Annotated in this window: 24 protein-coding genes; 9 read left to right on the forward strand and 15 right to left on the reverse strand. The window is 70.2% G+C overall.

The annotated features are described in order from the left end of the window. Window positions 1–2,137 (reverse strand): type I polyketide synthase (locus LWF15_RS33110; protein ID WP_232814939.1); only part of this gene is annotated, 2,137 nt, incomplete at its 3' end. Window positions 2,138–2,900: 763 nt separating this feature from the next. Here LWF15_RS33110 and LWF15_RS33115 point away from each other — a divergent pair. After that, a complete protein-coding gene (locus LWF15_RS33115; protein WP_232814940.1) occupies window positions 2,901–5,618 on the forward strand; it encodes an FAD/NAD(P)-binding protein in 2,718 nt (905 codons plus the stop codon). A 2-nt stretch (window positions 5,619–5,620) separates the two neighbouring features. Here the strand turns inward: LWF15_RS33115 and LWF15_RS33120 are convergent, their stop codons facing one another. After that, the gene (locus tag LWF15_RS33120) at window positions 5,621–5,845 is read right to left on the reverse strand and encodes a hypothetical protein (RefSeq protein WP_232814941.1); all 225 of its coding nucleotides are present in this window, start codon (window positions 5,843–5,845) and stop codon (window positions 5,621–5,623) included. A gap of 182 nt (window positions 5,846–6,027) precedes the next feature. On the opposite strand from LWF15_RS33120, the gene LWF15_RS33125 reads away from it, so the two are divergent. Next, complete coding sequence (locus LWF15_RS33125) at window positions 6,028–6,519, forward strand: hypothetical protein (RefSeq protein ID WP_232814942.1); 492 nt, start codon at window positions 6,028–6,030, stop codon at window positions 6,517–6,519. Between the two features lie 4 nt (window positions 6,520–6,523). Here LWF15_RS33125 and LWF15_RS33130 read toward each other — a convergent pair whose 3' ends face one another. Together LWF15_RS33130 and LWF15_RS33135 are read right to left on the reverse strand one after the other, a co-directional pair. After that, entirely contained in the window at window positions 6,524–7,507 is a 984-nt protein-coding gene (locus tag LWF15_RS33130; protein WP_232814943.1) for an oxidoreductase, read from the reverse strand. Between the two features lie 134 nt (window positions 7,508–7,641). Further along, window positions 7,642–8,586: an NAD-dependent epimerase/dehydratase family protein gene (locus LWF15_RS33135; protein ID WP_232814944.1), complete on the reverse strand. Its 945-nt coding sequence runs from the start codon at window positions 8,584–8,586 to the stop codon at window positions 7,642–7,644. Window positions 8,587–8,657: 71 nt separating this feature from the next. Between LWF15_RS33135 and LWF15_RS33140 the strand changes: the two genes are divergently transcribed. Further along, a complete protein-coding gene (locus LWF15_RS33140) occupies window positions 8,658–9,095 on the forward strand; it encodes a MarR family winged helix-turn-helix transcriptional regulator (RefSeq protein WP_232814945.1) in 438 nt (145 codons plus the stop codon). Here the strand turns inward: LWF15_RS33140 and LWF15_RS33145 are convergent. Next, on the reverse strand, window positions 9,072–9,647 hold the full coding sequence (locus LWF15_RS33145) for a hypothetical protein (protein WP_232814946.1): 576 nt from the start codon (window positions 9,645–9,647) through the stop codon (window positions 9,072–9,074). The two genes, LWF15_RS33140 and LWF15_RS33145, sit on opposite strands and share 24 nt — an antisense overlap. Window positions 9,648–9,732: 85 nt before the next feature. Here LWF15_RS33145 and LWF15_RS33150 point away from each other — a divergent pair, with 85 nt between their 5' ends. Both LWF15_RS33150 and LWF15_RS33155 read left to right on the forward strand, forming a co-directional pair. Then, on the forward strand, window positions 9,733–10,398 hold the full coding sequence (locus tag LWF15_RS33150) for a hypothetical protein (RefSeq protein WP_232814947.1): 666 nt from the start codon (window positions 9,733–9,735) through the stop codon (window positions 10,396–10,398). A 135-nt stretch (window positions 10,399–10,533) separates the two neighbouring features. Beyond that, entirely contained in the window at window positions 10,534–11,790 is a 1,257-nt protein-coding gene (locus LWF15_RS33155) for a hypothetical protein (RefSeq protein ID WP_232814948.1), read from the forward strand. Window positions 11,791–11,800: 10 nt separating this feature from the next. Here LWF15_RS33155 and LWF15_RS33160 read toward each other — a convergent pair whose 3' ends face one another. Genes LWF15_RS33160 through LWF15_RS33195 form a run of 8 tightly spaced genes read right to left on the reverse strand, consistent with a single transcriptional unit; the run spans window position 11,801 to window position 19,693 of the window. After that, a complete protein-coding gene (locus LWF15_RS33160; RefSeq protein ID WP_232814949.1) occupies window positions 11,801–12,541 on the reverse strand; it encodes a class I SAM-dependent DNA methyltransferase in 741 nt (246 codons plus the stop codon). 44 nt (window positions 12,542–12,585) lie between these two features. Next, window positions 12,586–13,701: a LacI family DNA-binding transcriptional regulator gene (locus tag LWF15_RS33165; RefSeq protein WP_232814950.1), complete on the reverse strand. Its 1,116-nt coding sequence runs from the start codon at window positions 13,699–13,701 to the stop codon at window positions 12,586–12,588. Between the two features lie 40 nt (window positions 13,702–13,741). Then, window positions 13,742–14,494 carry a cupin domain-containing protein gene (locus LWF15_RS33170; RefSeq protein ID WP_232814951.1) on the reverse strand — a complete coding sequence of 251 codons (753 nt, stop codon included), beginning with the start codon at window positions 14,492–14,494 and terminating at the stop codon, window positions 13,742–13,744. Then, complete coding sequence (locus LWF15_RS33175; protein WP_232814952.1) at window positions 14,491–15,390, reverse strand: DUF6807 domain-containing protein; 900 nt, start codon at window positions 15,388–15,390, stop codon at window positions 14,491–14,493. The genes LWF15_RS33170 and LWF15_RS33175 overlap by 4 nt, the downstream gene beginning before the upstream one ends. Then, window positions 15,387–16,508 carry a Gfo/Idh/MocA family protein gene (locus tag LWF15_RS33180; RefSeq protein ID WP_232814953.1) on the reverse strand — a complete coding sequence of 374 codons (1,122 nt, stop codon included), beginning with the start codon at window positions 16,506–16,508 and terminating at the stop codon, window positions 15,387–15,389. The genes LWF15_RS33175 and LWF15_RS33180 overlap by 4 nt, the downstream gene beginning before the upstream one ends. A 53-nt stretch (window positions 16,509–16,561) precedes the next feature. Next, window positions 16,562–17,875 carry an ABC transporter substrate-binding protein gene (locus LWF15_RS33185; RefSeq protein ID WP_232814954.1) on the reverse strand — a complete coding sequence of 438 codons (1,314 nt, stop codon included), beginning with the start codon at window positions 17,873–17,875 and terminating at the stop codon, window positions 16,562–16,564. Further along, window positions 17,875–18,789 carry a carbohydrate ABC transporter permease gene (locus LWF15_RS33190; protein WP_232814955.1) on the reverse strand — a complete coding sequence of 305 codons (915 nt, stop codon included), beginning with the start codon at window positions 18,787–18,789 and terminating at the stop codon, window positions 17,875–17,877. The genes LWF15_RS33185 and LWF15_RS33190 overlap by 1 nt, the downstream gene beginning before the upstream one ends. Then, the gene (locus LWF15_RS33195) at window positions 18,779–19,693 is read right to left on the reverse strand and encodes a carbohydrate ABC transporter permease (RefSeq protein WP_352396585.1); all 915 of its coding nucleotides are present in this window, start codon (window positions 19,691–19,693) and stop codon (window positions 18,779–18,781) included. The genes LWF15_RS33190 and LWF15_RS33195 overlap by 11 nt, the downstream gene beginning before the upstream one ends. A 396-nt stretch (window positions 19,694–20,089) precedes the next feature. Between LWF15_RS33195 and LWF15_RS33200 the strand changes: the two genes are divergently transcribed. The 4 genes from LWF15_RS33200 to LWF15_RS33215 all read left to right on the forward strand — a co-directional run bounded on the left by LWF15_RS33200 (window position 20,090) and on the right by LWF15_RS33215 (window position 23,811). After that, window positions 20,090–21,259, forward strand: coding sequence for a Gfo/Idh/MocA family protein (locus LWF15_RS33200; protein ID WP_232814956.1), 1,170 nt, complete (start codon window positions 20,090–20,092; stop codon window positions 21,257–21,259). Then, entirely contained in the window at window positions 21,259–22,419 is a 1,161-nt protein-coding gene (locus LWF15_RS33205; protein WP_232814957.1) for a dihydrodipicolinate synthase family protein, read from the forward strand. Before LWF15_RS33200 ends, LWF15_RS33205 begins: the two co-directional genes overlap by 1 nt. Continuing rightward, window positions 22,416–23,255, forward strand: coding sequence for a sugar phosphate isomerase/epimerase family protein (locus tag LWF15_RS33210; protein ID WP_232814958.1), 840 nt, complete (start codon window positions 22,416–22,418; stop codon window positions 23,253–23,255). Before LWF15_RS33205 ends, LWF15_RS33210 begins: the two co-directional genes overlap by 4 nt. Before the next feature lie 103 nt (window positions 23,256–23,358). Further along, on the forward strand, window positions 23,359–23,811 hold the full coding sequence (locus LWF15_RS33215) for a peptidase inhibitor family I36 protein (RefSeq protein ID WP_232814959.1): 453 nt from the start codon (window positions 23,359–23,361) through the stop codon (window positions 23,809–23,811). 70 nt (window positions 23,812–23,881) lie between these two features. On the opposite strand, the gene LWF15_RS33220 is transcribed toward LWF15_RS33215, so the two are convergent. Both LWF15_RS33220 and LWF15_RS33225 read right to left on the reverse strand, forming a co-directional pair. Further along, window positions 23,882–24,181, reverse strand: a complete 300-nt coding sequence (locus LWF15_RS33220) for a hypothetical protein (RefSeq protein ID WP_232814960.1) — start codon at window positions 24,179–24,181, stop codon at window positions 23,882–23,884. A 30-nt stretch (window positions 24,182–24,211) separates the two neighbouring features. Beyond that, complete coding sequence (locus LWF15_RS33225; RefSeq protein WP_232814961.1) at window positions 24,212–25,000, reverse strand: SDR family oxidoreductase; 789 nt, start codon at window positions 24,998–25,000, stop codon at window positions 24,212–24,214. Between the last annotated feature and the right edge of the window lie 9 nt (window positions 25,001–25,009).

Consider the following 25,009-nt stretch of genomic DNA (forward strand, 5'->3'; position numbering starts at 1 on the left):
CCCCGCCGCCTTCGCCGCCCGCCAGCCAGGCCCGCACCTCGTCCTCGCCCGCCTGCAGCGCGCCCATCGCGCCACCGGCGGGCAGGGCCTGCATCAGGCGGCCGCGGGCGGCGACCAGCTTGCACGCGTCTTCCAGGCTGAGCACCCCGGCCGCGTGCGCCGCCGCGATCTCACCCACCGAGTGCCCGGCCACCGCGTCCGGCACGATCCCGGCGGCGGCCAGCACGGCCACCAGCCCGGTCTCGACCGCGAACAGCCCGGCCTGGGCGAACACGGTCTGGTCGGCGCGCGGGTCTTCGCTCTCGCTGAGCACCACGTCCCGCACCGGCAGGCCAAGTTCGGCCTCGAGCAGGGCGCAGGCCCGGTCGAACGTGGCGGCGAACACCGGTGAGGCGGCGTACAGCTCACGCCCCATACCGGCCCGCTGGGCACCCTGCCCGGCGAAGACGAAACCCACCCGGGCGGTGCCGCCGGGCGGGACCACCCCGGACTCGACCAACGGCGAGGGTTCACCGGCGGCGAGTGCGCTCAGCCCTTGCTGCAGGGTCGAAAGGTCACGGCCGAGAACGACGCTGCGGTGCTCGAAGGTGCTGCGGCTGGTGGCCAGCGACCAGGCCACATCACCCAGTGCGTCCAACGATCCGGAAGCCTGAAGGGCTGAGGCCTGGCCCGCGAGCGCGGTGGCCGAGCGTCCCGAGACCAGCCACGCGACCGGGCCGCCGATCAGGACCGGGGTGCTCGGCTCGTTCTCCGTTGGTTCCTCCGAGACCGGGGCCTCTTCGAGAATCACGTGAGCGTTCGTGCCACTCAGGCCGAACGAGGAGACACCGGCCCGCCGCGGCCGCTGCGCAGAACGCTCCCAGGCGACCGGTTCCTGCAGCAGCCGCAGGCCGCCGTTCCAGTCGATGTGGGTGGTCGGCTCGTCGGCGTGCAGGGTGCGCGGCAGCTTCTCGTGCTGCAGGGCGAGCACCATCTTGATCAGCCCGGCGACTCCGGCTGCGGCCTGGGTGTGGCCGATGTTCGACTTCACCGAGCCGGTCCACAGCGGGCGGCCGTCCTCGCGGTTTTCGCCGTAGGTGGCCAGCAGGGCCTGTGCCTCGATCGGGTCGCCGAGTTCGGTGCCGGTGCCGTGTGCTTCGACCGCGTCGACGTCCGAGGCGCTCAGGCCGGCCGAGGCGAGGGCGGCCTGGATCACCCGGCGCTGCGAGGGCCCGTTCGGCGCGGTGAGCCCGTTCGAGGCGCCGTCCTGGTTCACCGCGCTGCCGCGGACCACGGCCAGGACGTCGTGACCGTTGCGCAGCGCGTCGGAAAGCCGCTCCAAGACAACCATTCCTGCGCCCTCGGCCAGGCCCATGCCGTCGGCCGAGGCGGCGAAAGGCTTGCAGCGCCCGTCGGGGGCCAGGCCGAGCTGGCGGCTGCCCCAGACGAACCAGTTGGGGCTGGCGAGCACGGTGACGGCGCCGGCCAGGGCCAGGTCGCACTCCCCCGCGCGCAGCGCGCGGACGGCCAGGTGCAGGGCCACGAGGGAGGAGGAGCAGGCTGTGTCGACCGAGACAGCGGGGCCTTCGAGGCCGAGGGTGAACGAGATCCGCCCGGAGATGATGCTGTTGGCCGTGCCGGTGAGCAGGTGCGCTTCGAGGTCGCTGCCGCCGTCGATCTGGCTGCTGCCGTAGCCGGAGAAGCTGGCGCCCGCGAACACGCCGGTCGCGGAACCGCGCAGCGTGGCCGGGTCGATCCCGGCGTCTTCCAGGGCCTGCCAGGACACCTCGAGCATCAGCCGCTGCTGCGGGTCCATGGCCAGCGCCTCGCGCGGGCTGATACCGAAGAAGGCCGGGTCGAAGCGGCCTGCGTCGTGGACGAATCCGCCGTCGGAGACGTCGGAGCCACCGGGTGCGGCGAGCGCGTCGAGGTCCCATCCGCGCGTGCGCGGGAACGGCCCGATCGCGTCGGTGCCGGCCTCGAGCACGTCCCAGAGGCGGGCCGGGGTGTCCACCTCGCCGGGAAAACGGCAGCCCATACCGACGATCGCGATGGGCTCGCGCTCCGCGTCCTCCAGCTCGCGCACGCGCCGCCGGGTCTGCTGCAGGTTGGCGGTGACGATCTTCAGATAATCGCGAAGCTTGTCTTCGTTACTCATCCCGGCCAGTTACCTTCCGAGTAGATGCCCCACGAACGAAGGCAGGACGCAATCGCAACTGCCGGGACGCTGTTTCGGCGGGAAACGTACGTGCGGGGCTCCGGCCGGCGCAACTGTTTCAACTGTGCCCGGGCCAGGGCTGTTCAACTGGCGAGGCGTCGCCTCAAACCTGTTCACCCAACGCGATGTTCAACTGCTGCCGAGCACGAGACCTGGTGCCGATCGTCCATTGTCTGAGAGGCTCACGGTTCCTCAGGCGCCGCTTCGCGGCACCGCAAGGCAACGGGCCCGGTCGGCTACCGCCACTGGGCCCGTTGCGCTGCCTGCCCCTGCTCAGAGCCGATTGAGGACGAGGGTGGGCCCGCAAGGCATCGAGCGGCACCGCAAGTGCCCCTCGGCTTCGGCGACGACGCACTCACCCGCGTCGGGGGCATGGTGTTCCCGTTGCTGTAAGGGTCGTCCGGCCGACACCCCTTACAGCTCGGACAAGACACATCCTTCCGCCGACCGGGACCACGCGAGCCTGAGCGACGATCCTGCGCAACGGCGTCCCCCAAAGCCTTCTTGGCCTGCCCCCAAGCGGCCCTTGGCCTGGGGCGACAAGCCCGGGCGGCGGGTTGGCGGCCCGGCTCGCTCACCCTCTACCGTTCACTGCAGGAAGCCGTTCCCAGGGCCGGGACCAGCATTCTCTAGTTTGTTAGTCTGAAAACTCAGCTTTCCGGGTCACCGGTGGGTGGAGCAGTGAGCGACGAGGAGCACCGACATGCCGGCTGAACGGGTCACCAGGCCGACCATCCTGATCGCCGGGGGCGGCGTGGCGGGCACGCTCGTCACCCTGCACCTGGCCCGGCTGGCCGCCCGCCGCTCCACCGGTCTGGACATCGTCGTGCTGGAGCCCTCCGACCTGCTCGGCCGGGGCGTCGCGTTCGGCACCCCCGAAGACCGGCACCTGCTCAACGTGCCAGCCAGCGGCATGAGCGCCCTGCCCGAAGAGCCCGGGCACTTCGTGGCCTGGCGCGCCGAGGACGACCCGGACAAATCCACCCACCCCTACGACTTCACCGGCCGCCGCGAATTCTCCCGCTACGTCCGTGAACTGCTCACCGAGTCGCTGCAGGCCGCCGCCGACCTCGTCTCGGTGCGTCATGTTCAGCAGCAGGCCGTGACCCTGCGCCGTTGGGGCGCCGGCGCCGAAGTGACCACCTCCGCCGGGCGCACGTTCCGGGCCGACGCCGTGGTCATCGCGACCGGCCTGCCCGCCGCCGGCTGGGACTGGGCGCCGGACGCGTTGCGGAACTCGCCGTTCTTCGTCCCCAATCCGTGGGCCCCCGGCGCACTCGACGTGATCCGGCGCGACCGCAGCGGCCCTGCCCCCGTGCTGATGGTGGGCGCCGGCCTGACCATGGTCGACGTAGCGCTGTCGCTCTCCGGCCCGGACACAGGCCGCGAGGACAGGGTGCTGCACGCCATCTCCCGCACCGGGCGACTGCCGCGCACCCACGCCCGGTCTCCGAAGCTACCCAACATCCCCGATGTCAGTGAATGGGGGACGTCGGTGGCGGAGTTGCGTAAGCACGTCACCCGGCACTTCGCCGACGTGGTGCGTGCCTCCGGCGACTGGCGCCCGGCACTGGACGGCCTGCGGGTTCAGGTTCAGACGCTCTGGGGCCGGATGAGCGACGAGCAGCGCCTGGCGTTCGTCCGGGAAGAATCCGGCTACTGGAACGTGCTGCGCCACCGTATGCCCCTGTCCAGCGCTGAGCGCCTGAACGAACTGCGGGCGGCAGACAAGCTGTTCCTGCACCGCGCCAGCGTCGCCGGGGCCGAACCACTGGGACGCGGCGGCCTGCGGGTGAGCATGACCGACGGCAGCACACAAGACGTGGGCTGGGTGGTCAACTGCACGGGCCCGCGCACCGACATCCGCGAACTGGGCAACCCCCTGCTGAACGACCTGCTCACCCCGGTGCACGGCGTCGCCTCGGCCACCGTGGCCACCGGCGGCATGGGCTTCCGTACCGTCAACGGCCGTCTGATCGACTCGGCCGGCAGCCCCGAAGCGCCACTGTGGACGCTCGGGGCGCTGCGCCGGGGCGAGTTGTGGGAAACCACGGCCGTTCCGGAGATCCGCACCCAGGCGCTCGCCCTGGCCACCACCCTGCTGGACACCCTCGCCCCGCTCCCCCGCCGCCTGGCCGACGGCCGCATCGTCAGCGGCCACCACCCCGTCGCCCGCCCCCGCGACCTGCTCGGCCTGCCCCTGTCCACCACCGCCGAGGCCGCCACCATCTTCAACCGCGGCCTCGAGCGGGTCATGCGGCTGGAGGCAGGCGCTGAAGACCTGCTGCGCGAGACCCTCGAGCACGATCCCGACTTCGCCCTCGCCCACGCCGCCCTGGCCATGCTCGGTCACGAAGCCGGAGCCACGGCCGACGTGCAGGCCTCCCTGGCTGAGGCCAAGCGGGCCATCCAGGTGCGCGGCGACGACCGCGAGCGCAGCTTCGTCGACGTGATCGACCGCCGGGTCAGCGACGTGCGCCGCTCCGGCGCCCAGGCCCTGATCGCCCACATCGCTGCCTACCCCCGCGACGTGCTGGCCGTGTCAGCGGCCGTGCCCACCATCGCCTTCTCCGGTGTCACCGACCTGCAGCAGGAAGCGTGGGCCCTGGTCGAGGGCCTGGCCCCGGCCTACGGCGACCACTGGTGGTACATCTCGCTGCTGGCCTTCACCCGCCAGGAGCAGTCCCGCTTCGAAGAGGCCGCGCTGCTGGCCGAGAGCGCCCTGGCCTGCGAGCCCTCGTCCGGGCACGCCGTGCACGCCCAGACCCACGTGATGTACGAGACCGGACAGCACGACGAAGGACGGGTCTGGCTGGATCACTGGGTCACCGAGACCGGGCGTTCGGCCGGCTACCGGGCACACTTCGCCTGGCACGCCGCCCTGCACGAACTCGCCCTGGGCGATCTCGACGCGGTGCGCCGCCGCTACAAGGCCCACCTGGCGCCCCCGGCCGTCACCGGCGTGCGCGCCCTGATCGACTCGGCCTCACTGCTGTGGCGCTGGCGCCTGGTCGGCGACCAGCCGCCCTCGGCCGCCCCGGTGATCGAGGCCATCGGCCCGGCCCTGCTGAAGACCCCGCAGACCCCGTTCATCGCCCTGCACGCAGCGATCGCGCTCACGGCCAACAACGACGCAGCCGGTCTGGCCGAACTGCGCGAGCACGCCCTCGGCTCGTCCGAGGCCGCCATGCACACGCTGGTCGTGGCCGCGTGCGAGGCCCTGACCGCGGTGGTGCAGGAGAACTGGTCGCACGCCGCGCAGATACTCGAGGACCTCTACCCCAAGCTGGACAACATCGCCGGTTCCGCCGCCCAGCGCGAGGTCTTCCAGGACACCCTGATCCACTGCCTGGTGCAGGACGGCCGCCAGGAAGAGGCCTCCCGCCTCCTAGCCGCCCGCCCCTCCCGCCAAGGCTGCTGAGCTCAGGCCCCGCGCCCCAGCAAACGCTCGAGCTCCTCAGCCACCGTCAGCCCGTCCCTGGCCGCCACCTGCCGCAACCGTGCGGCCAGGTCGGCCGGGACGGACAGCAGTTCCGAACCGGTCAGATCCTCGCCCGGCGCCGGCAGATCCTCCAAAGCCCACTGACTGGCATCCTCAGGAGCAAACCGGGCCGTCGTCAGGTCGAAGTCGGCATCGCCCTTACTCATGGCGGCTGGCCTCCCATCGTTCGTACTCGGCTGCGTCGTCCCTCGACCCAGTCCATCCCACAGTCCGGGAGGCTAGTCCCGCCTCTGCCCTTTACAGCCGACCGAGCCTGCTCGGGGGCACTGGATGCAGTTCCAAGGCCATCACTACCCCGCCGGATTGGCCCCCTGTAGATTCGCTGCTCGTGCCCCACGACGAACTGGCTGACCTACCCGCCCCCGCCCGGACCATCGCCCGCACCTCCATCGAAGCGGTCGAAGCGGCCCGGGCAGGCGACGCGGAGGCGTTCGACGCAGCCACCACCGAACTGGCAGCGTGCGAGCCGGAACAGGTACGGCTGGTGCTGGGCGTGGTGGTGCGTGACCTGCTCGAGCACCTGCACCCGGACGGCCTCGCAGCCGACGACCTGCAGGAGCTGATCCGCAGCTGCGTGCGCCGGGTGTTCGCCTGGTACCCCAAGGTCGACGTCAACGCCCTGGTCATCGTGATCACCGGGGCGCTCGGCATGCAGGACGAGGAGGAACCCCGCTACTCACCCGCCGACGTGGCCCGGCACGCGCCGCTCTTCATCGCCGAACTGCTGTCCCAGCCCCGTTCTGCTCCTCTGACGCTGCCGCAGTACCTGCGCGCGGCCCTCGAGCAGATCCGCACCGCCGAACTGCACGAAATGCCTTAGCCAATCAGGACAAGACCTTCCCAGCGACAAGGGATGCGTCCACGTCGGCGTAGTCGGTTGACCGGGCCACCGCTTCCCACTCCTCGATCTCGGCCAGACGAGTACTGAGAGCACCGCGCAGCATGCCCACCGCATCACTCCCCAGGGGCAGGCGCAACGGAGGCCGGTCACCCGACAGAGCGGACAGAATCGCCCGAGCTGCCGCTGCCGGGTCGCCGGCCTGATTGCCGTCAGCCTCTTTCGCCATCTGCTGCATGACGTCGACCGTTCCGGCGTAGTCGGGCAGCGACTTGTGGGTGGGCAGGGTCTCGCCACAGAACTTCGTCCGGAATCCGCCCGGCTGAGCGATCATTACGGTGATGCCCAAAGGCCCGACCTCAGCGGCCAAAGTCTCCGACATCCCCTCCAGCGCGGCCTTGCTCGCGCCGTAGACCCCGAAGGCCGGCAGCGGGAAATCGGCTGCCACCGAGGACATCTGCACGATGGCCCCCTTGCGGCGCGCACGCATTCCGGGCAGCACAGCCCGGGTCAACGCGGCCGGACCGAACACGTGAAGCTCGAAAAGCCTTCGCATGTCCGAGTCTCCGGTTTCCTCAACGGCAGCGAGGTAACCATGGCCGGCATTGTTGACCAGGACGTCGATCCGGCCGTGCCGGGCCAGTACCTCGGTCACCAACGGCTCGATGGCCGGGCGGTCGGTGACGTCGAGTCGCATCGCCACCACCCGATCCGGAAACTGGGCCACCAGATCGTCCAGAGTCTCCGGACGGCGAGCGGTGGCGATCACCAGATCGCCTGCCTCGGCGGCGGCTTCGGCCATTGCGCGCCCGAGCCCACTACTGGTCCCCGTGATGAGCCACACTCGCGATTCGGTCATGTCTGTGCCCCCCGGCCACGTCTTTGACAAGATCGTTGCGAAGATAGCAGCGCTTCTCGAGAACGCGTTCGAACGACGCCCTCGAAGATTGCCGGCCAGGGGCTCACTCATGCTGGGGCAGCACCCGAAAGCGCTACCCCAGCACGCCGGCGCATGATCGGGGTCTACTTCCTGACCTTCTTGAACCCGGCGAACCGGGACAACCCGCTCACGCCTTACCGTCAGGGCGGCCGGAACGTCCGAGGCTATCGCGCGTTTCCCGCTCGCAGCCAGGCGATGTAGTCGGCGGCCGCTGCGGCGGTGTCGAAGCTGGGCTCGAAACCGGTGTCTTCGCGCAGGCGGGTGATGTCGAGCCACCGCACCGGCTGCTCCCCCGCCGATGGAAGCTCGAACTGGAAGTCGGGCTCGACCGAATTGATCGCGATGATGACGTCAACGTTGCTCGTGGCGCGGCCGGAGGCGACGTTGTAGGTGGAGTGGTTCAGCTTCTCGGCGAGCTGCAGCAGTGCGAGCGCCCGCCCGGTGTCCTTGACGTAGAGCAGGTCGAGCGCGTCTTCGGCCTTCGGCGGGGCGACGAGTCCGGACAGGTCGGGTTCGCTGCGCCCGGCGGCGGCATGAGCCAGGGAGGGGGCGGCGAAGAACGGGTCGGGCAGGTGGCCGCCCGGCCCCCAGGTGCCGGAGATGCGGGCGTTGACGATCTCCACGTCGGTCACGTCCGAGAGGTGCCCGGCGAGCAGCTCGGTGATCTTCTTGAAGGTCGGGATGACGTGGGAGTACTCCAGACTGAGCGGAATGTCCTCGCTCAGAGCGCCTTCCGAGGCGAAGCCGTAGACGCCGATGGTGCTCGCGCTCACAATCCGGCGCACGCCCCAGGCCTGGGCGGCGCGGACGATGTTGAGGAACGCTTCCAGCGCCCGGCCGGTGGCGTCGATCGGATGGCCGTCGGTCACCGGCCAGGGCAGCGCGACGGCCAGGTGGACGATCCCGGTGATGGGGTACTGCCTGCCGACGGCGAGCAGGGCGTCGAGGTCGGCCACGTCGGCCTGGACCACGTGGATGGGCAGGTCGGCGAGGTGCGCAGGGACCTGCGGGGTGCGGCGCTGGAGCAGGACGCACTCCTCGCCGGCTTCGGTGAGGGCGCGGACGGTGTGGGAGCCGATGAAGCCGGCCCCGCCGGTGACGAGGATCAAGGTCGTGCCTTTCACTGGAATGGCTGATCGTCAGTAGTACTGACGATCAGACTAGGCATAGAATGCTGCCCATGTCCACCGAAGCGAGCGCCGGCTCCGACCCGCACGAGGTGCTGGGGTATCTGCTCAAGCACGCCACCGCGAAGCTCACGGCGTCGACCGACGCGGCGCTCGAGCCGCTGGGGATCGACAGCAAGGATTTCGGCGCCCTGCGGGTCCTGGCCCACCGCGAGCCGACGTCCCAGCTGGCCGTGGCGCAGACGCTGAGCATCGACCGCACCACGATGGTGGCGCTGCTGGACGTGCTCGAACGCAAGGGCATCGTCACGCGCAGGCCGGACCCGGCCGACCGGCGCCGGAACGTGGTCACGCTGACCGAAGAGGGCACCCAGACCTTCGACGCGGCGCAGATCGCCTACGAGAAGGCCGAGAGCGCCTTCCTGGCCGGGATCAGCCCGAGCGAGACCGGGCAGTTCCGCCGGATGCTACGGGCCCTCGTCGAGAGCTGAGCCGGCCTCCTCAGGCAGCGAAAAGCGTTCCTGGACGCCCAGGCTCAGCAAAAGTTGCTCAGCCGCAACCCGTTCCCGGGTCGTGCGGCCGATTCTTCCGTCACCGAGCGCCGGGACAGTGAGCTCGTCGAGCGCCGCCCACACCTGATCGGTCTGCTCCTGCAGAACGTCGAGCCGGTCCTGCGCCGGGTTCCAGCGGACACTCACGTGGCCGGCCTGTAGATGCGCCGGCCCGAACAGATCGGCCGCACGACGCACGGTCGGCCGGAGCGTGACCATGGCCGAAACCCCCAACCCCCGCTCGACCTGCACGCCGGAGCCGACCAGGGCCCCGGCCGGTGGTTCCGCTCCGGCGGGCAACGGCAAGAAGGCCTGTTCACCACCCCCGCAGTGCAGCGCCTCCCCCAGCTCACGGTGGGCGTGAACCTGCTGCAGCCCGTACGGACCCGGCCGACTGCACATCCACCAAGCCGCAGGCAACACCGAGGCGACCCGAGCGGCGAAGGCGCGTAGATCGTCTTCAATCAGCCAGAAGTCGGTACGCCTGAACACCTGCGACAGTATTCACCCCCCGCGGCTTGCCCCAGACCCAGGAATCTGCGCTGCGGCGGGGAACGATCATGTGCAATCGTTGCGCGTGAGCACCGCACCAGAACTCGAGAATGCTGCCCGAACGCTGCAGAACGACCTCCTCAGCGCGACCACCGGCGGCCCGGTCCGGATCGCATCGTTCCCCCGGACCTGGCTCGCGCTCAGCCTCTGGACGCTGTTCGCGTGGGCCCGGAACCCCCGGACGTGGCTGCTCGTCGCCGGTGCTGCCGTTCTCGCGATCCTTTTCCCGGTGGCTGCCTGGATCACCCTCGCCCTGGTTGTGGGCTACTTCCCGGTCATGGCCCTGGTCTCGGCCTACATCACGTTCAGCGGCTCCTGGAACCTGCTGATCGACGAACAGCGCACGGCGGTCATCGGCCTCCGGACCTGGCACCACGACGGGGCCGTGCAGCTCATCCTCGATTCGCACCTGGCCCGGCGGGTGGGCAGCGGCCAGGGCAGGCGGCTGAGGGAAACTCTCGCGCCCGACCTGGCCAAGACCATGGCGCATCACCCCGGCACCGTGGTCCGCTTCCGGGCCGGGAACCCGCGTCTGGCTGCCGTCTACGGAGCCGAACTGCGGGCTGCGCTGCCCGAGACCGACGGATGGAGCCACCACCTGGACGGCGTGAACGGCACGGTCCGCCCGTCCCTGCCCCTTGCGCGCAATGCTCGACAGGCGACCACGGCCGGTGGGGGCAGCCCCCGCTGACGAGGTCGGGCGGGAACACCCGGACTCCGGCCGTCTCGCCTGGACAGGCTGCCGGACCGGTACCGCGTCGCCCTCTGGATCGGGCACACCCCGGCGTCTACCGTGGAAGGCCCGAGGCGCAGGGAGGTCCTGGCCGTGATCGAGACCGAACGGGATCAGTCGTGGTCGGCCTGGACGCCCGCGCAGGCGTCCACCCAGGTCAGGATCCCCAACGTCAGGCTCTTCCAGAACGCGACCTGGTTGCCCACTGCCCAGGAGGAGATCCTGGCTCCAGCCCATGTCCCGGTCCGGCAGCCCATACCCACGTTCCGCGTGTTCTGGCAGGCGCCCGGTGCCCAGGCCCGCCTGCTGCGTCCCCTGTTTGAGGAGTGGCCCGCGGTCTACCGCCCCCGGCTGGCCGCTCTCGGCGAGGTCTACGTGTTCACCGAGGTCAGGAGCTGGTCCCGGGCCGGGGCAGCGGCACGCGAGGTCCGCTCCGAGCCCGTGCCCGTGCTCGCCGATCCCGCCCAGTTCGAGCGCTGGGACGCGATCCGCAACACCTTCGCCGATACGGTGGCCGAGCTGGCGCAGGAGATCGGCGACGAGTGGGCCCCGGCCGGCCGGCCGGTCCATCGCCCGTGGTGGCAGCCCTCCCGGCGCAGAGCCTGGCAGGAGTCGATGCAGCAGCGGTTCGAGCGCCTGAGCACGGCCTACGAGGCCTACCGGCCGGCCCTGCCCGAGATCGAGGCGGCGATCCAGGACACGAAAGCGGCCCGGACCGAGGTCACGGCTGCCCTGCAGGTGGTCAACGACTGGTGCCGGCGCACGCGCTGGTGGCTGGTTCAGGAGCAGGAGCGGTTCCGGATCGTGCGTGAGGAACTGGCCGTCGGCACCCCGGTCGAGCACCGCCGGCACCGCGGCAGCCTGCACGACGTTCGTCAGTACGCGTATCTGCTGCGGCACCAGAACCTGAAGGCGATCTTCTGGGACCAGCCCTCGCTCGACCTTTGCGCCCGTGAGCTCACCGCGTTGTCGGCCGAACTTCCCACCACGGCCCACGAGCCGCACCGGCGCAGCCCGCGCAACGGCCAGACCACCTGGCGACGGCCGGCTCTGACGGCATCAGGTCAACCCATGGTCTACCTCAGGCCAGCCACGTTCGCCCTGGTGTACCGCTCGTGCTTCGGCTTCCCACTCGACGAGCTGACCAATGGCCGGCAACTGGACCAGGACCGCAAGGATCGACGGAAACAGCAGAAGGCTCACCGGCGCAGGCCTTCTGCCGGCGCCCAGCACGCGGGCGGCAGCTGGCCCACGGACGTGGGCGGCGTCGGTGATCACGCGGGCGGCGGCGACTACGGCGGTGGGTACAGCAGCGGAGGTCACAGCGGGGGGTTCGGCGGAAGCTTCTGATCTGCAGCATTCAGCCCAGCGGCTTGCGCCAGACCGAGACGTGCTTCTCGCTGTCGGCGGTGAAGGGCGAACCGTCCCAGTCGCCCGCCCGCTGCTCCAGTTCCAGTCCGGCCAGCTGAGCCATCAGGTCGAGCTCGGACGGCCACACGTACCGGAAATGGTGGACGCCGTACTCGTAGCTGCCGTCGGCCTGGCGGTGGTAGTGGTGCGACGCTCCGGCCTGCGAGACCACGTCGTAGGTGTCGAAACCGGTGTGCTCGTCGCTGATCTGGAACGGAACGGCCAGCTGGCCGGGCGGCAGCCGCCGCAGTTGGGGCGTGCCCACCTCGATCAGGAAGCGGCCACCAGGGGCCAGATGACGGGCGGCGTTGGCGAAGCAGGCCACCTGGGCCTCCTGGGTGCGCACGTTCCCGATCGTGTTGTACACGAGGTACACCAGAGCGAACTGCTTGTGGACGTCGGTGGTGGCCATGTCCCCGATGGTCACCGGAAGTTCGTGCTCACTGATCTTGGCCCGCAGGCGGTCGGTCATCGGCTGCGAGAGCTCGATGCCGTGCACCGGCACCCCGCGCTGCCTCAGCGGCACGCACACGCGCCCCGTGCCACTGGCGAATTCCAGGGCCGGCCCACCGTCGGCCAGACGCTGGAGAAGATCGAGCGTCGGAGCGAGCGCCTCGAGAGTGAACATGTCGCGCGCGTGGTCGTCGTAGCCCGCGGCGATCTTCTCGTCCCACAGATCGATTTCCGTCATGCCGGCCATCGTCGGCCCAGGCGCCCCGCCGAGGCCAACGGTTTTCAGCCGACGGCCTGAGCCTCCTTTGCTCGCAGGACCGACGCCAGAGTGTTGCCGTTCGCCGGCGGCGTGCTCTCGCGCAGCTGCACCCGCCCGGCCACCCGGATCACCTCGGTGGGGGTCCCCGACTCCCGCAGGGCCAGTTCGATCGCCCGCAGACCGAGTTCCCGCAGTGGTACGCCGACCGTGCTCAGCGCCGGGGTCACGTCGCGCAGGGTCTCGATGTCGTCGAACCCGGCGATCGCCACGTCCCGTCCGGCCACCAGCCCGGCCTCGCGCAGTGCGGCCATCGCGCCGACCGCCATCACGTCGTTCACCGCGAACACGCACGACACGTCGGGGGCGCGGGCGATCAGGCGCTTCATCGCCTCGTAGCCGCCGTCACGGGTGAACGCCGCGCGCAGCACGTTCTCGCGGGCCAGGCGGAGGCCGGCCTTGCGCAGGCCGTCGCGGAAACCCGCCAGCCGGTCCTGCGAGGTGAGCACGGCCGGGTCTCCGGCCAGCACGGCGAAGTCCTGGTGCCCGAGGTCGACCAGGGCCTGGGCCAGCGCCATCGCCCCGGCCCGGTTCTCGATCGCCAGCGTGTCCACCGGCAGCACCGGCTGGGTGATCGCCGCGACCCGGCCGCCGCCCTCCACGTAGGCCTCGAACTCCTCGACCAGCCGCGCGGTGGCGACCTGGTCGGACATCCGGCTACCGACCAGCACGATCGCCCGCGCCCGCTGCCGCCGCAGCCGGGCGACGTACTCCAGTTCCGCACCTGGTCTGCGCCCAGTGGTCGCGATCGTGACCGCCAGCCCCTGCTCCTCGGCCCCGGCGATCACCCCGGAGGCGATCGAGGAGAAGTACGGGTCGGCGATGTCGTGCATGACCAGGCCGACCGAGTCGGTGCGCCCGCGGGCCACCGCCTGGGCGTTGGGGTTGGGGGCGTAGTCCAGCCGCTTGGCCGCCTCCACCACGCGCTCGCGCAGCTCCTCGGCCACCCGCCGGTTCTTGCTGCCGTTCAGGGCCCGCGACGCCGTGGCCAGCGACACCCCCGCGAGGGCGGCCACGTCGGCGAGCGTCACCAGGGCCACTGCGCCGGAGGGGTCGCCGGGAAGACTGCCGAGCTCACGCATACTCGCGATTCTGCCGTAGCCCGGTCGGCCCGTGCCGTTGTCATGGCTGTTCAGAGGGTCGGCCGGATGACACCGGGGTGCCGTCCGGGACGGGGTAGGCGTTGAGAACACCGCACATGCCGAACTTCTCCTCAGTCGGTCGCGGCATCCGCTGCACCGAGGCACGGCGCAGATGTGAGTGATCTCCACCGGCCAGGGCAGCGAGCTGGGCCGCGGTGTCGTCGACGGTTGCGCCCGCGCCGTCGGCCAGGATGGTGCGCCACTGCCCGAGCAGTGGTTCGACCAGACCAGCAGAGGACGCGTGGAACGCCTCGAGTGGGCGGAGGTCGCCTTGGTCGGCGGCCTGGCGCAGAGCGAGGAACCCTTCGACGGCCAGGTCGCGCCGCCGGCGGGCGCGCTCCGCACTGGGGGTGCCGTCGGGGCCGGTCAGGTCCCGGGCGGCTTCGTAGGTGGCCCGGTCTCTCAGGTGCTGGGGTGGGAAGGTGAGTACCGCGTCGCCGGCCTCGGGCAGGCCGGAGTTCTGCATGAGCACGAGCACCTGCAGGTCGCCGTCGTTGATCGCACGGTGGATGGTGCCGGGGGTGAACCAGACCACGTCGCCGGGGTGCAGCGGTTGCTCGCTGAACCCCTCGGTGGTGAGAGTCTGCAGCCGCCCGGCACCGGAGACCACCACGTAGGCCTCGGTGCAGCAGAGGTGGAGGTGGGGCGAGCCGCCGCACAGGCCGTCGAACGCCTCCCAGGGGTAGACCCGCAGGGCGCTGAGCCCCACTCCCCCGGGCAGTTGCCCGGTCACGACGCCTGCCCGGCCAGGTAGCTCTCGACCGTCTCACGGCTCCAGGCGCCGTCGGCCACCACGAAGCAGTGCGACAGCGTCAGGGTCTCTTCGGGCGGGAGGACGATCTCCTTGTGGAAAGCGGGTGACGGGGCGATGGCGGGGAAGGGGTCGTTGCGGACGAACCATTCCAGCGCGCCGTGCGACGAGGTCCCGGCGACCGCGAGAATCGTCACCTCCCCGTCGATGTCGTCGTTCTTGCCCGTGTAGGCCAGCCAGGCGGAGGCGGTGCCCATCGCTTCCGGGCCCGCCCCGTCGGCCGCCAGCACCTGTCCGCCGGTGAGATTGCGCGGACCCCGCCAGAACCAGCCGGTGTAGCCGGCGTTCTCGCGCCCGTGCGTGGTCGGGCTGCCCAGGTTCAGGTCGGCGCCCCGGATGTTGGTGAGGGCGCTCTGGACGTCGATGGCGTAGGAGCCGGTGGCGGCGTCGATGCTGTGCACCCGCAGCCTGCGCTGCTCCGCCACCCACTCCTCACCACCCTGGGTGACCCAGGTGAGCTTCTCGTCCAGGGTCAGCTGGGTGCCGTCGTGCTCGATCACCGCGAAGCTGTCGTGCCGCATCCCGCCGACGTTCTCCAGCGGGGTGTAGCCCTGGCCGTGGATGTAGGTGTTGCCGCCCCAGAAGTTCTGGCCGGACACGTGCGACCAGGTCATCTGCAGACCCTTGTGCCAGCGGTGGTCCCAGGGCCGGTGGGCCGAGACCAGGGCCCCGGACAGGGTCCGGATCGGGTGCAGGTACGGCTTGGGCGCCTCGAACTGCGGGATGTCGGCGCCGTAGACGTAGCGCAGGATCTCCACCTGCCCAAAGCCCAGGCCGATGCTGTGGCCCTGGTCGTGCTCGACCGTGAGCCGGCTCATCGCTGACCCTCCGGCGTGATCCCGGGACGGGCCGGCTTGTAGCGGCCGCCCCCGTCGAGCTGGGAGTAGAAGGGGTTGCCGGGGACGAGTTCCGAGCGCAGCACCGGCTGGCCGGTGATCGCGGCCTGGTACAGGCCGGTGACCAGTTCCAGGCTGCGGCGCCCGTCCTGACCGCTGGCCGGGGGCCGTTCCCCGGCGTCCATCGCGTCCAGGAACATCACCGCCTGGTTCCGGTGCGAGCTGCGGGTGTCCGTCTCGGGCGCCCAGGAGGCCGCCCGGGCCGCGTCCACACCGTCGCGCGGCGTCCACTTCCAGTTGGAGTTGTCGTAGCCGTACAGGTGCGAGACCTCGACCGTGGCGTCGGTGAAGTCGAAGCGCAGGTAGCTCTCCTGGCGCGGTGACAGCGCGCTGTTGACCACCGAGGCCAGCGCCCCGTTCTCGAACGAGACGGCCGCCACCGAGACGTCCTCGGTGACCACGTCGCGGTCGAGCGTGCCCATCAGGGCGCGGACCTCGTGCCAGTCACCGAGCAGGGACAGCATCAGGTCCATCTGGTGGATACCGAGCCCCATCGCCGGCCCGCCGCCCTCGGTCTCCCACCTGCCCCGCCACGGCACCTGGTAGTAGGCCGCGTCCCGGTACCAGAGCGTGTGACAGACCGCGACGTGCGGGCGTCCCAGCGTCTCCTCGGCCACCTGCTTGCGCAGAGTTGTTGCCGCAGAACCGAACCGGTGCTGGAAGACGTACCCCACGTAGGGCCCGCCGGCCGGCTCGGCGGCGGCCAGCTCGTCGTACTCCGCCAGCGAGAGCACCGGTGGCTTCTCGCACCACACCCAGGCGCCCGCCGCGAGGCCGGCCAGAACGGCCTCGCGGTGGGCGGCCGGCGGGGTGCAGATCGAGAGCAGGTCCGGCTGCACCTCTTCCAGCATCGTGGTCAGGTCGCCGTACGACCGGGCGATGCCGCGCTCGGCGGCGAAGGCCGCCGCCCGGCCGGCGTCCAGGTCGGTGACCGCGACGACCTCGGCCCGATCGTCCTGACTGGCGAACGACTTGTGGTGCGACTGGGCAACGGCACCGGCTCCGACGATCGCGACCCGGTACTTCTTACCGCTGGGCATTTCCTACCTCCTGGAGCTGGTGACCGGTTGCCGGTGACGTACGGGCGGAGCGGTCAGGACGCGGCGTTCTTGACCCCGGTGGTCAGCTCGTCGACGAACTTCTGCGCCTCCTCCAGCGCCTCCGCCCGACCGAACAGCACCTCCTGCATGTGCCGCTGGATCAGCGCGTCGATGTCGCTGGCGCCGGCCGGGGTGAGCGCGGGCGGCTCGCCCACCAGGGAGGCCACCTGGTCGTTGAACGCCACGGCCTTCTGCCCGACGGCGTCCAGGTCCGGCTTCACCGCCGCCAGCGTCTCGGCGTTGGCCGGGATGCCCCGGTCGGTGCCCATGATCTTCGCCGCCTCCGGCGAGTTGGCCAGGAAGTCGACGAACTTCGCGGCCTCGGCCGGGTGCTCGGTGCGGGCCGCCACCGACCAGTACATCGAGGGCTTGTAGTAGAACCCGTTGGAACTGCCGTCCGCGCTCTGCGGGATCTGCAGGAGCACGAAGTCGGCGTCCGGGGCGGCCGCCTGCAGCGAGGTGATCTGGGTGTTCCAGTTGAAGTTGAAGGCCTGCTTGCCGAGCACCAGCCAGGTCTGGTTGAGCGGTGCGGTCAGCAGCTCGGCGGAAGCCTCGGCCGAGGGCGCGCCCTTGCCCGCCAGCGCCACGTTCATCTCCCAGAACGGGGCCACGTGCTCGGCCTTCAGAACGACCTGACCGGACTCGTCGAACAGCGCCCCACCGTGCTGGCGGGCGTAGTGGGTGAGCCCGGACATCTCGGAGCCGAGCAGGCCGCTGCCGACCACCTCGCCCTTGGAGGCCTTGCTGATCTCGGCGCTGATCTCGGCGAAGTCGTCCCAGGTCCAGGTCTTGTCGTCGGGCAGGTCGAGGCCGTACTTCTCGAAGATCTTCCGGTTGGTCACCACCGACAGCGAGCCGTTGCCGGTGGGCAGCCCGAACAGCTTGCCCTCGACCTGCCCGGCCGCCAGGGTGCGGTCGTCGAACTTGCCGGTGTCGAGGAACTCCTTGGTGGTGCCCAGGTCCAGCAGCGAGTTCCGGTCGGCGTAGGTGCGCAGGTAGAGCTGGTCCATCTGGACCACGTCGGGGGCGTCGTTGGCCGCGAACGTGGTGGCCACCCGGTCCCAGTAGCCCACCCAGTCGGCGAACTCGCCCTTCACCTTGATCTTCGGGTTCTGCTTCTGGAACGCGTCGATCACCTGCTGGGTGAGCTCGTGCCGGGCGTCCGAACCCCACCAGGAGAAGCGCAGGGTGACTTCCTTGTCGGACAGTTCGACGTCGGCCGCGTCCTCACTGACTCCGCAGGCCGCCAGGGTCAGGGTGGCCAGGCCGCCGCCGAGCAGGGCGCGGCGGGAGAAGGGGGTGCTCATCACTTGCCTCCGGTGGTGGCGATGCCCTGGATCAGGTAGCGCTGACCGAGCAGGAACGCCAGGAAGATGGGAACGAGGGAAACGATGCTCATCGCGAACAGGGCCCCGAAGGAGCTGTTCTCCTGGCCGTCGATGAACGAGCGCAGCGCGACCGGCACGGTGTAGAGATCCGGGTCGGTCAGGAAGATCAGCTGGGTGAAGAAGTCGTTCCAGGTCCAGATGAACGTGAAGATAGTGGTGGTGGCCAGGGCCGGGGTCATCAGCGGCAGGATGATCCGCAGGAAGATCCGGGCGTGGCCGGCCCCGTCGATCCGGGCCGCCTCGTCCAGCTCCCGCGGGATGCCGCGGATGAACTGGACCATCAGGAAGATGAAGAACGCGTCCGTGGCCAGCAGCTTGGGCAGGATCATCGGCACGAACGTGTTGATCAGGTCCATGTTCGCGAACAGGATGTACTGCGGCACGATCACCACGTGCACCGGCAGCATGATGGTCAGCAGCATGATCGCGAAGGCCGAGCGCTTGAACGGGAAGTCGAGCCGGGCGAAGGCGTAGGCGGCCATCGAGCAGGACACCAGGTTGCCGACGATCGACCCCAGCACCACGATCGCCGAGTTCAGCAGGTAGCTGCTGAACGGCTGCGCCAGCGCGTTCCACCCGTCCGGGTAGTGCGTGGTGTCGAAGGTGTTCACGAACAGGCCGTAGCTGTTGAAGATGTCGCTGTCGGGCCGCAGCGAGCTGGCGACCATCCACAGCAACGGGTACAGCATCACGAACGCGGCCACGATCAGCAGGGCGTGACGGACGACGGATACCAGCCGCGAGCGCGCGCTGCGCGGCGGGATCGGTGGCACGGTGGGGCTCTTCGGCGGTGGCGCGGCGACCGGCGGGGCCACCGAGGCATCAGTTGTCATAGAAAACCCAGTATTTCGAGGCCCAGAAGTTGATGGCGGTGAACACCGCGATGATCACCAGCAGGAGCCAGGCCAGCGCCGAGGCGTAACCCATGTTGAAGTTCTGAAAACCCTGCTGGTACAGGTACAACGTGAAGAACAGGGTGGAGTCGCTGGGCCCGCCGCGGCCGTCCGAGACGATGAACGCCTGGGTGAACGACTGGAAGGCGCCGATGATCCCGAGCACCAGGTTGAAGAAGATGATCGGCGAGAGCATCGGCAGCGTGATGCTGCGGAACTGCTGCTTCTTCGAGGCCCCGTCGACCGAGGCGGCCTCGTAGAACTCCCGCGGGATCTGCCGCAGGCCGGCCAGGAAGATGACCATCGGCGCACCGAAAGTCCATACGTGCAACAGGATCAGCGTGGACAGGGCGGTCGAGGGCGAGGAGATCCAGCCCGGGCCGTCGATCCCGAACAGCGACAGGAACTGGTTGAACAGCCCGTCGACGCCGAACACCCGCTTCCACAGGATCGCCACCGCCACGCTCGAGCCGAGCAGCGAGGGGAGGTAGAAGATCGAGCGGTAGAACGCCAGCCCCCGCAACCCACGGTCCAGCACCACGGCCAGGCCCAGGGCCACCGCCAGCTGGATCGGGGTGGAGACGAACACGTAGACCATCGTCACCGTCAGGGACTTGACCAGGCGCTCGTCGTCCAGCATGCGCTGGATGTTCTCCAGCCCGGTGAAGTTCGCGTTGCTGAGCAGGTTGTAGTCCGTGAAGGACAGGTACAACGACATCAACATCGGGCCGGCCGTGATCACGACCAGACCCAGCACCCAGGGAGCAAGGAAGACGGCGGCGGCCCGGCCGTCCCGGGATTGCACCCGTCCCTTGCGTCCTGAGCCCCCGGGAGCCTTTTTCAGCGCCCGGAACTCACTGACCACACTCAAGGCCGACCTCCTTGCCTGCCAAGCCACACTGCTGCAGGGGAAAGCGCTATCCAGCGCGGCACCCAGTGAAGCAGCTCACCTGCATCGGGGCAATGCCTGGGAAACATCTCTTCGTCACGAACCGGACACCGCAGATCGGTGAAACCGTCACAGACCTGCGGCGGGACCGCTCGTCGGCAACCCGGCGACGAACGCCCCGCGGCTGTTGACCCGGCCCGGGCGAGCTGCCAGGCTGCTGGAAAGCGTTTACCGCGTGGCTGCGGCGCGGGCATCCGGCACGGGTGCCCGCCGCGGCCTGCCCCCGACCGGGTACTCACCGAGAGTCCCTCCGGCGCGCGGGACATCGGCATTCTTGGAACAGGAGTCGGCATGGCACACGACCCCATCGGGATCATCATGAACGGCGTCACCGGGCGCATGGGCTACCGCCAGCACCTGCTGCGCTCGGTACTGGCCATTCGCGAGGCCGGCGGGGTGCTCCTCGCCGACGGCAGCCGTGTGCAGGTGGAACCGCTCCTGGTCGGGCGCAGCGAGTCCAAGCTGGCCGAGATCGCCAAGCAGCACGGCATCCCGGACTGGACCACCGACCTGGACGCGGCCCTGCAGGACCCCCGCTGGCAGGTCTACGGCGACTTCCAGATCACCTCGGCCCGGGTGGCGGCGATCCGCCGGGCGATCGCGGCGGGCAAGGCGATCTACACCGAGAAGCCGACCGCGGGCACCCTGGAGGAGGCGCTGGAGCTGGCCGCCCTGGCCCGGGCCGCGGGCGTCAAGAACGGCGTGGTGCACGACAAGCTCTACCTGCCCGGCCTGCGCAAGCTCGCCCGCCTGGTGGAGTCCGGTTTCTTCGGGCGCATCCTGTCGATCCGCGGCGAGTTCGGCTACTGGGTCTTCGAGGGCGACTGGCAGCCCGCCCAGCGGCCCAGCTGGAACTACCGCTCCGAGGACGGCGGCGGCATCGTGGCCGACATGTTCCCGCACTGGAACTACGTGCTGGAGAACCTGTTCGGGCCGGTCGAGGCGGTCTACGCCCGGGCCGTCACGCACGTGCCGACCCGGGTGGACGAGCGTGGCCAGGAGTACCCGGCCACCGCCGACGACGCCGCCTACGCGGTGTTCGAGCTCGCCGGGGGCGTGCTGGCGCAGATCAACTCCTCCTGGGCGGTCCGGGTCAACCGCAAGGAACTGGTCGAGTTCCAGGTCGACGGCACCCACGGCAGCGCGGTGGCCGGCCTGTTCGGCTGCCGGGCCCAGCACCGCACCGCCACGCCCAAGCCGGTCTGGAACCCCGACCTGGCCGAGACCCACGACTACTTCACCGACTGGGCCGAGGTGCCGGACAACGACACCTTCGACAACGGCTTCCGCACCCAGTGGGAGCAGTTCCTGCGGCACGTCGCCGAAGACGCCCCCTACTCCTACGACCTGCTGGCCGGCGCCCGCGGGGTACGGCTGGCCGAGGCCGGGCTGGAGAGCTCCCGCACCGGCCGCCGGATCGAACTGCCGGCGCTGCAGACGCCTGCGGTGAAGGAGGCCTGATGCCCGCCGTCACTACCCTCCACGCAAACGGGACCGTAGGCACCCGCGAGCTCACCGGCGTCCACAATTTCAAGCGACCTACGGGGCCGCTGCGCTCACGTACCGCCTACGCAGCCGCGCATGTGGTGCCCAAGGTGACCGGGGAGAACGTGCCCGGCGCCCCGGCCGACATCGACTGGGAAGCCACCCTGGCCTTCCGCCGCCACCTGTGGTCGTGGGGTCTGGGTGTGGCCGACGCGATGGACACCGCCCAGCGCAACATGGGACTGGACCCGGTGGCCGTGCGCGAGCTGATCGCCCGGAGCGCCGCCGAGGCCCGTGAGGTGGGCGGCGCCCTGGTGGTCGGGGTGAACACCGACCACCTGAGTGAGGACGTCGGTCTGGACGGGGTGGTCAGTGCCTACCTGAAACAGCTGGAGCATGCCGAGGACCACGGCGCCGGCGTGGTCCTGATGGCCTCGCGCCACCTGGCCCGTGCCGCCACCTCGGCCGCCGACTACGAGCGGGTCTACCGCGAGGTGCTCGAGCGGGCCGGTACCCCGGTGGTGCTGCACTGGCTCGGTGAGGCCTTCGACCCGCAGCTGGCCGGCTACTTCGGGCCCGAGCTGGATGTGGCCGGGCGGATCGAGGTGGTCGCGCGGATCATCGCCGAGAACGCGGGCAAGGTGCGCGGGATCAAGATGAGCCTGCTCGACGCCGGGCACGAGATCGACCTGCGGGCCCGGCTGGGCGCCGGCGCCACCATGTTCACCGGCGACGACTACCACTACGTGAGCCTGATCGAGGGCGACGGCACGCACCACTCCGACGCCCTGCTCGGAGCCTTCGCCGCCCTCGGCCCGCAGGCCTCGGCCGCGATCCAGGCCCTGGACGCCGGGTCGGTGCCGGACTACCGGCGCATCCTCGGCCCCACCGAGGAACTGGCCCGGCACGTCTTCGCCGCCCCCACGTTCCACTACAAGACCGGGATCGCCTTCCTGGCCTGGCTCAACGGCCACCAGCCGGCCTTCACCATGGTCGGCGGCCTGCACGGGGCCCGCAGCCTGCCCCACCTCTCGCACCTGGTGGAACTGGCCGACGCCGCGAACGCACTGGAGGACCCCGACCTGGCCGCGGACCGCTGGAACCGTTTCCTGGCGCTGCACGGGGTGGTGCTGTGAGCCGGCTGTCGCTCAACCAGGCCACCATCAAGTACGCCGACCTGGCCACCGCCCTGACGGTGACCCGCGAGGCCGGGATCGCCTCGATCGGCCTGTGGCGCGAGCCGGTGGCCGAGGTGGGCCTTCGCCAGGCCGTGGCTCTGGTGGCGGACTCCGGCCTACGGGTCTCCAGCCTGTGCCGGGGCGGCTTCTTCACCGCCTCCGACCCCACCCTGCGGGCCCGGGCCCTCGACGAGAACCGCCGCGCCATCGAGGAGACGGCAGCCCTGGCCGAGGCCGGCGCCCCCGGCTCGTCCGCCGTGTTGGTGCTGGTCGCGGGCGGCCTGCCTGAGGGCGACCGCGACCTGGCCGGGGCCCGCGCCCGTGCCGCCGACGCGGTCGGGGAACTGGCGGCCGACGCGGCGGGTGCCGGGGTGGTGCTCGCCGTGGAACCGATGAACCCGATCTACGCCGCCGACCGCGGGGTCGTCTCCACCCTGGGCCAGGCCCTGGACGTGGTCGAGGAACTGCCGGCCGCCGTGGCCGGGGTGGCCGTGGACACCTTCCACGTCTGGTGGGACCCGGCTCTGGAACAGCAGATCGCCCGGGCGGCCGGACGCATCGCCACCTACCAGGTCTGCGACTGGATCACCCCCTTCCCGGGCGACGCCCTGCTCTCGCGCGGCATGATGGGCGAGGGCCACATCGACTTCGCCGGCATCACCGCGATGGTCGAGAAGACCGGCTACACCGGCGACATCGAGGTGGAGATCTTCAACCAGGAGATCTGGAACTCCGACCCCGCCGCGGTCGCCGAGCGCACCGCCAAGGCCTTCGCCGCCACCGTCGGCCTCTGAGACGGGTGGTGCGCTCAGACGAAATCTGCCGGCAATCCAGTGGATCTCCAGTGCCCGTGCGTAACTTTCTTCGAGCCCCGTCACTCGAAAGAAAGGTCAGTACGTGCATTTCCAGATCCGGGCCGCCTGCGCCGCTCTCGCGGCGGCAGCCATGGTGATCCTGGCGGTCCTCGCCGCCCCCACGACCGCGCAGGCAGCATCGACGTGCCCGCCGAAGAGCCTCTGCCTGTTCGAGAAGCCCAACTTCCAGGGCGGGATGTTCGTGGTCGGTCACGACGACCAGTTCGGGTCCCCCTGCGACCGCTACCTGGTGGACAACAAGTTCGACAACGGCAACGCGGTCGACGAGCACGTCTCGTCGATCAAGAACAACGACAGCAACCGGATCGTGACGGCGTACATGGGCACGCGGTGGCCGACTGCCAACACGAGCCCGTACTTCTACGTCACGAACAAGCAGTCCTACGCGGACCTCTCCTGGATCCGGACCTGGTACGGCCCCGGAGGCGCCTGGACGATGCGGAACATGGACAACGCGATCAGCGCGATCTGCTGATCGTCGGTGACGACCCAGCGGCCGGCTACGGGGTAGCCGGCCGCTGGGTCGTTGCCGGCAGCTGCGCCGCTTACCGGGCGAGCTGACGGCGTAGCCAGGCTGCCCGGGCGGCCACGGCGTCCTGGGAGATCGCCGCCGAAGGGGCCACCACGTCGAATCCGTGGAACCCACCGGCCGCGCAGCGGCCGAGCCGAAGGCGAAGCATTGCGGTCGTCGAGCATCGGCTGGGCTCGAGGATGTTGTCGGGACGGTAGGCGTCGGCGGCGCGCAGACCGGCCAGCACCTCGGCGACCGGGGCAAGCTCGGGGTCGAAGGGCGGTGGCGCCCCGCCCGACCGGGTGGAGGACGGGTTCGTGATCTGTGTGGTCATGGGTCTTCTCCTCCAGACGGTTCAGGCTCTTCAGACGGTCGGGACTGTTCCGCCGTCGATCACGTACTCGGCGCCCACGATGGCCGAGGCGCGGTCGGAGACCAGGAACCCGACCAGGTCGGCGATCTCCTCGGTCTCGGCGAACCGTCCCAGGGGCACGCCGCCCAGGGAGTCGTAGATGTTCTGCTTGGCCTGCTCGCGGCTGATGCCGTTGCCCTCGGCGATCCGGTCCACGAACCGCTCGTAGGCTTCGGTCTGGATTCCGCCGGGGCTGACGGCGTTGACGCGGATGCCGTGCGGGGCGAGCTCGTTGGCGAGTCCCTTGTTGTAGGTACGCAGCGCGGCCTTCGCCGCCGCGTAGGCCAAAGATGCCTCGTACTGGGGTAGTTCGCGCTGGATCGAGGTGAAGTGCACCACCACGCCCGATCCGGCCCCGATCATCGCCGGCAGAAGAGCCCGATCGAGGCGCACCGCTCCCAGGAAGTTCAGGTTCAGTTCGGTGAGCCACTGCTCCTCGGTGATGACCGCGAAGCCACCGGACGGCGTCGAGGCCCCACCGACGACGTGCACCAGGATGTCCAGGGCGCCCCCGGTCTCGGCGATCCGGGCCGCCACGGTCCGCGCGCCCTCGATCGTCGAGGTGTCGGCGGCGATGAACCGCTCAGGGTGTTCGTACCCCTCGGGCATCGTGCGAGCCGTCACGTAGACGTCGGCCCCCAGCTCCCGCAGCCTTTCGACCACGGCCTTGCCTGAGCCCTTCGACCCGCCGGTGACCAGCGCCCGGCGCCCGTCGAGACGGTCTCGGTCCGAAACGGACATTGCATTTCC

Origin of the sequence: Kineosporia rhizophila (assembly GCF_021277265.1) — a bacterium.
Taxonomy (GTDB): domain Bacteria; phylum Actinomycetota; class Actinomycetes; order Actinomycetales; family Kineosporiaceae; genus Kineosporia; species Kineosporia rhizophila.